Source organism: Chamaesiphon sp. OTE_8_metabat_110 (genome assembly GCF_031382685.1).
In the GTDB taxonomy this organism is placed as follows: Bacteria; Cyanobacteriota; Cyanobacteriia; order Cyanobacteriales; family Chamaesiphonaceae; genus Chamaesiphon.
Genome location: NZ_JANMZA010000322.1, coordinates 1 through 8,104 on the forward strand (window position 1 = coordinate 1; position 8,104 = coordinate 8,104).

Consider the following 8,104-nt stretch of genomic DNA (forward strand, 5'->3'; position numbering starts at 1 on the left):
CAATTCCTGCGGGAATACAATCAGCGCTACAACGCTACAATTTTGCTGACTAGTCACTACATGGCCGATATTACCGCACTGTGCGATCGAGTGTTGGTGATTCATCAGGGACTCTTAATTTATGACGGTAGCCTCAATGGGTTAGTCGATCGATTTTCGCCCTGTCGCGAAGTCAATATCGAGTTTGCTCATGTCTATCCCCGCGCCAAGTTAGCATTGTATGCCGATGTGCAAGCCGTCGAAGGCGCATCCGCCAGATTTCTAGTGCCTCAAGAATCCCTCACCAAAACCGTGTCCCAAATCTTAGGCGAACTAGAAGTAGTAGATCTCAGTATCACCGATCCCCCGATCGATGATGTCATCGGGCAAATCTTCCAATCTGGCAATGCTGAAATTGTCAATGCTCCCTTAGCAAATCACTCGATCGAATAGCTGTGATTGTACTTTTCAGACACCCTCTGATTGCTAAATAATTATCAAAATCAGCCATTTGGCGGGTTATGAGTAATCCCAATTATACACCAAACCGCAGAGCGACCGTAGATCGTGCCGATCGAGCGATCGGGGATAAGACTTCTAATTGTATTATTTTTGTGATTGAAGTGTATATTGTAGTTAGAGATGATTATTCTTAACTAGAGTGTATCCCTTATGGCAGACAGCGTTTCAACTGTTTTCGACAAAACTAATATTCTCGGTCTACTTAACAGCAAACTGAGTGGCAACTCTTATGTCCGGACTAACTTAGTTGCCAACGATGAAAAATACGATCCCCAGATTCTGGAGCCGACATTCCTCCATGGTTGGGGTATTTCCCACCGTCCGTCAGGTGTCGGCGGGCATTTTTGGGTGGTCGGGAATGGTTCGGGCATTTCCTACCAGTATGTCGGCGATGTCAATGGTAGTCCCTTGTTTCAAGACGAGATCGGCGAAATGACAGTACCCGCCGGACAAGATGGCTCCCAAGGAAGTCCCACCGGAACTGTCTTTAACCAATCGAGTAATTTTGTCATTACTCAAGACGCTCCAAATGGCGCGATTACCGCACCGACCAAGTTTTTCTTTGCTTCAATTAATGGGATCATCTCTGCCTGGACAGAGCGCAAAAAGGAAGATGGCACATTTGATTGGCCCCTTGCCTCCATTCCAGTCATCGATAACTCGGCCAAAGGTGCCCAATACTTTGGAGTTGCCGTCGATAAAGCTGGCAACCATCTCTATGCCGTTGACGCTAGTGACAATCACACAATTGATGTCTTTGATGGGAACTTCAAGGACATCACATCCACAGTGGGATTTGTCAACCCCTTTGACGGTGGAGATGGTGTGCAAGTAGGCGAATACGCACCATTTAATATCCAAACCTTGACCAACAAGGACGGCAAAGAATCAGTCTTTGTCACCTATGCCACAACGCGAGAAGCTCCTCCTGTCAATTCATCAATATTTTTTGGTGCCCCACCAGATCCCAGCGATCCACTATCATCTAGTAAAATTGCCGAATTTGATACTGAGGGTAATCTCCTCCAGATCTGGGACGATGGTGGCTTGCTCGAAGCAGCTTGGGGAGTGGCTTACGCACCAGATAATTTTGGCGGATTATCCGATACGCTGCTAGTATCGAGTTTTGCTAGTGGTAAAGTTACCGCATTCGATCCTGACACCAAAAAAGCGATCGGTTATCTCAACGATGAGGAAGGTAAAACACTAGAAGTGGACGGGATCTGGGGAATGCTGTTTGGGAATGGTGCGAGCTTGGGCGATACCGATTCGCTCTATTTTGCCGCCGGGCCTGAGGGTGCAACCGATGGTGTTTTTGGCCGACTCCGCTGGGACAATTCACAGCCGCTATTGCCCAAAGATGCCCAGATTGCTGATTTTACCCAGGTCGCTGACAAGTTGCTGGCACAAGATCCCACGATTTTCGGTGGCGATGGCGATGATGTCCTTCATGGCACCGCAGAATCGAGCTTTTTTCAAGCAGGTCAGGGCAACAATACCCTGTTTGGCAGCAACGGCGATAACGTTTTTGCAGCAGCAGATGGCAACAATATTGCTTATGGTAGTGGGGGCGCAGATCTTTTCTATCTCGGCAACGGTGACAACACCATGTTTGGCGGTCAAGGGATCGGTGTTTTTATGGCTGGCGATGGTAACAATATTGCCTATGGTGGTGCAGATCGCGATCTATTCCTGCTGGGTGATGGGCATAATACTGTCTACACTGGTAATGGGATAAATATCGTCACGACTGGTAAGGGTGACGATATCATTTATGGTGGCTCCGAGCAAGATTATATCTACACAGGTGCTGGGGACGATCTCATCTTTGGCGGTGAGGGCAACAATGTCCTCAGTGCCGGAATTGGCAATGATACTGTCTATTTAGGCAATGGAACCGATAAGCTGATCTTAGACATCGGCGAGGGCGCAGCAACATTCTGGAATTTCAACGCTGACGATTCGATTAGTCTTGGTAGCACTGCGAAGAAAACCGACTCCATTACCACCCAATTGTGTGGATTGGATACCCAAATTTTTGCAGGCGGCGATTTACTGGCAACTTTGCTAAATACTCAAGGTAATATTCAGATCGTCTAGGATTTGGCGGTGCTGAATGTCAGGAAGTTTTAAAGCCTAAAAATTACGCTCGTTTAGGCGATCGAATAACTATCGCGATCGGTGCCGCCTCAGTATTAAAGTCAGCCATTTAGCTGATTTTAAATAATCTCAATCGTGACCTAAACCGCACAGCGACCGCAGATCGTGCCGATCGAGCGATCGGGAAGGGGATCTCTTAATGTATTCTTTTGTGTTTGAAGTGTATATTGTAGTTAGTAGGTAATTATTAACTAGAGTGTATAACTCATGGCAGACAGCGATAGCTCAGTGGTTTTCGACAAAGCTAATATTCTCGATCTATTCAACGGCAAGCTGAGTGGCAACACTTACGGTCAGACTACCTTAGTTGCCAACAAAGCAGAATACAATCCCCAGATTCTGGAGCCTACATTCACTCATGGTTGGGGTCTTGCCCACCGTCCGTCAGGTGTCGGCGGGCATTTTTGGGTAATCGGGAATGGCTCGGGTATCTCCTACCAGTATGTCGGCGATGTCAATGGTAGTCCCTTGTTTCAAGACGAGATCGGCGAAATGACAGTCCCCGCTGGCCCCGATGGTGCCCAAGGCAGTCCCACCGGGACTGCATTCAACCAATCGACTAATTTTGTCATTACTCAAGACGCTCCAAATGGCCCGATTACCGCACCAGCAAAGTTTTTCTTTGCTTCAATTAATGGGACAATTTCCGCCTGGACAGAGCGGAAAAAGGCAGATGGTACATTTGATTGGCCCACTGAGTCTATTACAGTCATCGACGGCAATGCCGAAGCTAAAGGCGAATACAATAGCATTTACTTTGGCGTTGCCACGGACAAAGCTGGCAACTATCTCTATGCCGCTGACGTGAGTGACAATCACCGCATTCAAGTCTTCGATGGCAACTTCAAGGACGTCACCGCCAACCGATTCATCAACCCCTTTGACGGTGGGGATGGTCTGCAACTAGGCGAATTCGCACCATTTAATGTCCAAACCTTGACCAACAAGGACGGCAAAGAATCAGTGTTTGTCACCTATGCCACAGTACGAGAAGCTCCTCCCCCATCATCAGTGTTTTTTGCGGCACCAGCACCACCAGGCGCTCCGCCACCAGCTAGTAAACTTGCCGAGTTTGATACTGAGGGTAATCTCATTCGGGTCTGGGACGATGGTGGCTTGCTCCAGGCAGGTTATGGAGTGGCTTACGCACCAGATAATTTTGGCGGATTATCCAATACGCTCCTAGTCGGAAATTTTAATAGTGGTACCGTTGTCGCATTCGATCCCAACACCCACACCGCGATCGATTATCTCCGCGAGGATACAGGTAAAGCACTTGTTGCGGACGGGATCTGGGGAATGCTGTTTGGTAATGGTGCAAGCTTAGGCGATACCGATTCGCTCTACTATGCCGCAGGGCCTAATAATGCCGCCGATGGCGTCTTTGGCCACATCCGCTGGGATAGTTCACAGCCGCTATTGCCCAAAGATGCACAGATTTCTGATTTTAAACAGATCGCTGACAAGTTGCTGACACAAGATCCCGCGATCTTCGGTGGCGATGGCGATGATGTCCTTTATAGCACCGCAGAATCGAGCTTTTTTGAAGCAGGTAAAGGCAACAATAACATTTATGGCGGCAAGGGCGATGGCGTTTTTGTAGCAGCAGATGGCAATAATAGTGCTTATGGTGGTGAGGGAGCAAATCTTTTCCATCTCGGCGACGGTAACAACACCATGTATGGCAAAAACGGGATCGGTATTTTCATAGCTGGCGATGGTAACAATACTATCTATGGTGGTACAGATCGCAATCTGTCCATTCTGGGTAATGGGAATAATACCCTCTACACTGGTAGCGGGAAAAATATCGTCATGACTGGTGACGGTAACAATAGTATTTATGCTAGCGACGATCGCGATTACATCTACACGGGTGCTGGAAATGATACCATCTATGCTGGTCAGGGCGATGATGTCATCAGTGTGGGAATTGGCAATGATGTTGTCCACATCGGCAGTGGTACCAATCTACTGATCTTAGATAAAGGCGAGGGTGCCGCAACAGTGTGGAATTTTAAAGCTAACGATTCGATTAGTCTTGGTGCCACTGCGAAGAAAACCGACTCGATTACTACCCAATTGTCTGGATTGGATACCCAAGTTTTTGCAGGCGGCGATTTACTGGCAACTTTGTTAAATACTCAAGGTAATATTCAGTTCGTCCAGGATTTTAACAAGGCAGAAATAGGCGTTTACCCCAGTAGAGAGTAAACGCCTATTTTTAGCGATCGCAGGTAGACTCGATCGGGCGAATCGGCATCGACCTAAAGGTGGGCATTGCTGAATTGGGGTATGAAGCAGAGATCTTGCCCTCACCCCCAACCCCTCTGTCTTGTCGTTGCTTGGTTGATTTTCATGGTCGGGAAACCCGACCGAAAATCAATCCGCTTTTTTATTCGGGGGTAACCCCCGAATAAAAACGCCGCTCCCAAACTTGGGAGCGATTCGCGCTCGTCGGGTTCCCCGACGGTTTGCGGATGCGCGCTCCTCGGGTTCCCCGAGGGTTTAGCGCACCAAGCAGCGAATCAAGACAGAGGGGAGCCAGAGCCAGCGGCGAGGGCGGGGTGAGGAAAACTTGAAGCTCGCCATCTACACAGCAACCCATGTGGGTCTCCCTCTCGTTGGGGGACTCAATCGCATGGAAAAAGCTTCGACCTAGCAGTGCATACAATGATGTCGGATGTCTCCCTCTCGTTGGGGGACTCAATCGCATGGAAACACATCGAACCAGATCCGGCGATGTGGGAGATCGCTGTCTCCCTCTTGTTGGGGGACTCGAGCGCATGGAAACTGTTATTAATCGTCGCTGGTGCAAGACCTGTCTGTATCTCCCTCTCGTTGGGGGACTCGATCGCATGAAAAGGATACATGTAATCATGGAGATGAAGATTGATGGTCTCCCTCTTGTTGGGGGACTCGATCGTCTGGAAACGTGCTAGCATCCTTTCCTCAGTATGAATCCACAATCCGTCTCCCTCTTGTTGTGGGACTCAATCGCATGGAAACTTCAAATAGAGAAAAACTAGAGCGCGATGGCGACTTGTAATTGTATTAGGATTCCTTACTATGCAACTCTTAGATAATAGTCCAGAAATCCAGACATCAACGTTGCTAGATGTGGGCGGTATTATTCTTCACTTAACTCACGAGCAGTTCGAGCAACTTTGTCAGAATAACCCAGACAAATCTCTAGAGCTAAACAAGAATGGAGAATTAGAAATCGTGGCACCAATTGGGGGAGAAAGTAGCAGAGCAGAATCAAAGCTCATTACTCGACTGACCAATTGGAGCGAACAAACTGGGTTAGGAGAAACTTTTAGTTCTTCTGGTGCTTTTATCTTACCCAACGGTGCAGAGCGATGCCCCGATGCTGCTTGGGTGGAGCTATCCCGATGGTCGGCTTTAACGCCCGAACAGCGTCAGAAATTCGTTCCTCTAGCTCCCGATTTTGTCATAGAACTACGCTCTGACACGGACAGGATGCCCAAGTTGCGGGAAAAAATGGAGGAGTATAGAGAAAATGGAGTGCGCTTAGGCTGGCTGATCGATCCGCAAAAGCAACAGGTGGAAATTTACCGTTTGGGGCGAGATGTAGAGATTTTGGAGGCTCCAAGCAGCCTAAATGGTGAGGATGTGCTACCTGGTTTTGTCCTGGATCTACGATCGATATTTTAGTTGTATTTTGTCTCCCTCTTGTTGAGATCGATCGTCTGGAAACGTTCACATACTCGATGAACATTGCGTTGATAATATTGTCTCCATCTCGCATGGGGACTCGATCGTCTGGAAACTTATAATTAGAGTTATGAAAAGATTATTTAAAGTCTCTCGATCGCTCTTAGTGACCTACTACGCCTATATGTTGGAATATCGGGCGGAATTGCTATTGTGGGCACTTTCCGGGTCATTACCGTTCATTCTGATGGGGGTGTGGACTCAAGCCGCCCAGCAGGGGGACTTTGGTTTATCTTCGATCGACTTTGCGCGCTATTTTCTGGCAGTTTATCTAGTTAGACAGCTTACTGTTGTCTGGGTAATCTGGGACTTCGAGCGGGAGATTGTCGATGGTAAGCTATCATTTCGCTTGTTACAACCATTAGATCCGGTCTGGCATCATATTTGGTCGCATATTGGCGAACGCTTTGCGAGATTACCGTTTATTTTTGGATTGGTTGCTTTATTTTTCTTGTTATATCCTAGTGCTTTTTGGATACCTAGTTTGGGTACATTGGGACTATTTGCGATCGCGAGTTTTTGTGCGCTTGCTTTACAGTTTTTGATTCAGTATACGTTGGCGATGTTTGCTTTCTGGACGGAAAAAGCCAGCTCGATTCAGGAAGTGGTATTTTTAGTCAATCTCTTTTTATCAGGCGCGATCGCACCATTAGAACTGTTTCCCCCTGAGATGAGAGCGATCGCCCAGTGGACGCCATTTCCGTATATTATCAACTTCCCCGCCAGTATTATTACTGGTCTGAAGGTCGATTTGCTGCACGGCTTTGGGATGATATTCATGTGGATGACAATTTTTGCGATCGTCAATCGTTGGCTCTGGCGCAAGGGTTTAAAACAGTACTCCGGAATGGGAGCGTAATTAATTGATAATTAATAATTGATAATTTCTATAACCTAACACCTAAAGCCTAAAGCCTAATACCTAACACCTAAAGCCTAAATCATGTCTAGATATTTAAATTTAATTCAGATCTTTTGGCGGACGGCGATCGCGGCGGAGCTAGAATATCGGCTAAACTTTTTCTTTGCTGCCTTGAGTAGTTTGGGGGGTCTTGCTGGTAGTTTGTTTAGTCTATTTTTGTTCTACCGCAAGGGCTACAATTTCCAGGGCTGGACGTGGCAAGAGGCGTTAATTGTCGTCGGTATCTTTACCTTTTTAGAAGGCTTTTCGAGTACCTTTCTCGCCAGCAATCTCAATCGGATTGTCAAGCATGTTCAGGATGGTACGTTAGATTTTGTGCTGCTCAAACCGATTAATTCCCAATTTTGGCTGTCCTTTCATAGTTTCTCGTTGTGGGGAGTGCCGGATATGCTATTTGGGCTAATAATTATTTTCTATGCCGGGAGTTTGCTCCAGATTGGGATCGCGGCATATTTTCTCAGTGCGATTCCGATCCTATTTGGGATTATCATTATTTATAGTCTGTGGTTCATCCTGGGTTCGACGAGTATTTGGTTTACCAAGATTTATAATATTACTGAAGTATTGCGGGGTTTGCTCGCCGCCGGACGTTTCCCGATCGCCGCCTATCCGGCTACTTACCGCTTCTTTTTTACATTTGTGATACCCGTGGCATTTTTGACGACCGTGCCAGCAGAGACGCTGCTAGGGCGGGGGAATCTAGCTTGGATTGCTGGCGGTGGCAGCCAAGACTGAGGAAATTTTTAAACAGTTTAAGTAAAGGACTGGGAGACGGGGGACTGG

Annotated in this window: 5 protein-coding genes and 1 pseudogene; all 6 read left to right on the forward strand. The window is 47.3% G+C overall.

Annotation, left to right across the window (positions count from 1 at the left end; all coding sequences use genetic code 11):
- Nucleotides 1–432, forward strand: a pseudogene (locus RMO52_RS11895) (ABC transporter); the annotation flags it as partial.
- 219 nt (nt 433–651) lie between these two features.
- The gene (locus tag RMO52_RS11900; protein WP_309737961.1) at nt 652–2,601 is read left to right on the forward strand and encodes a TIGR03118 family protein; all 1,950 of its coding nucleotides are present in this window, start codon (nt 652–654) and stop codon (nt 2,599–2,601) included.
- A gap of 267 nt (nt 2,602–2,868) precedes the next feature.
- Nucleotides 2,869–4,875: a TIGR03118 family protein gene (locus RMO52_RS11905; RefSeq protein ID WP_310414349.1), complete on the forward strand. Its 2,007-nt coding sequence runs from the start codon at nt 2,869–2,871 to the stop codon at nt 4,873–4,875.
- An 855-nt stretch (nt 4,876–5,730) separates the two neighbouring features.
- The gene (locus RMO52_RS11910; RefSeq protein ID WP_310414351.1) at nt 5,731–6,339 is read left to right on the forward strand and encodes a Uma2 family endonuclease; all 609 of its coding nucleotides are present in this window, start codon (nt 5,731–5,733) and stop codon (nt 6,337–6,339) included.
- 130 nt (nt 6,340–6,469) lie between these two features.
- Nucleotides 6,470–7,258, forward strand: coding sequence for an ABC-2 family transporter protein (locus tag RMO52_RS11915; RefSeq protein ID WP_310414353.1), 789 nt, complete (start codon nt 6,470–6,472; stop codon nt 7,256–7,258).
- 84 nt (nt 7,259–7,342) lie between these two features.
- Complete coding sequence (locus RMO52_RS11920; RefSeq protein WP_310414356.1) at nt 7,343–8,056, forward strand: ABC-2 family transporter protein; 714 nt, start codon at nt 7,343–7,345, stop codon at nt 8,054–8,056.
- Nucleotides 8,057–8,104 lie beyond the last annotated feature (48 nt).

Bases quoted from the DNA above. Each gene is read 5' to 3' on its own strand.
- RMO52_RS11900 (WP_309737961.1), top strand. From the start codon at position 652: ATGGCAGACAGCGTTTCAACTGTTTTCGACAAAACTAATATTCTCGGT.
- RMO52_RS11910 (WP_310414351.1), top strand. From the start codon at position 5,731: ATGCAACTCTTAGATAATAGTCCAGAAATCCAGACATCAACGTTGCTA.
- RMO52_RS11920 (WP_310414356.1), top strand. From the start codon at position 7,343: ATGTCTAGATATTTAAATTTAATTCAGATCTTTTGGCGGACGGCGATC.
- RMO52_RS11905 (WP_310414349.1), top strand. From the start codon at position 2,869: ATGGCAGACAGCGATAGCTCAGTGGTTTTCGACAAAGCTAATATTCTC.
- RMO52_RS11915 (WP_310414353.1), top strand. From the start codon at position 6,470: ATGAAAAGATTATTTAAAGTCTCTCGATCGCTCTTAGTGACCTACTAC.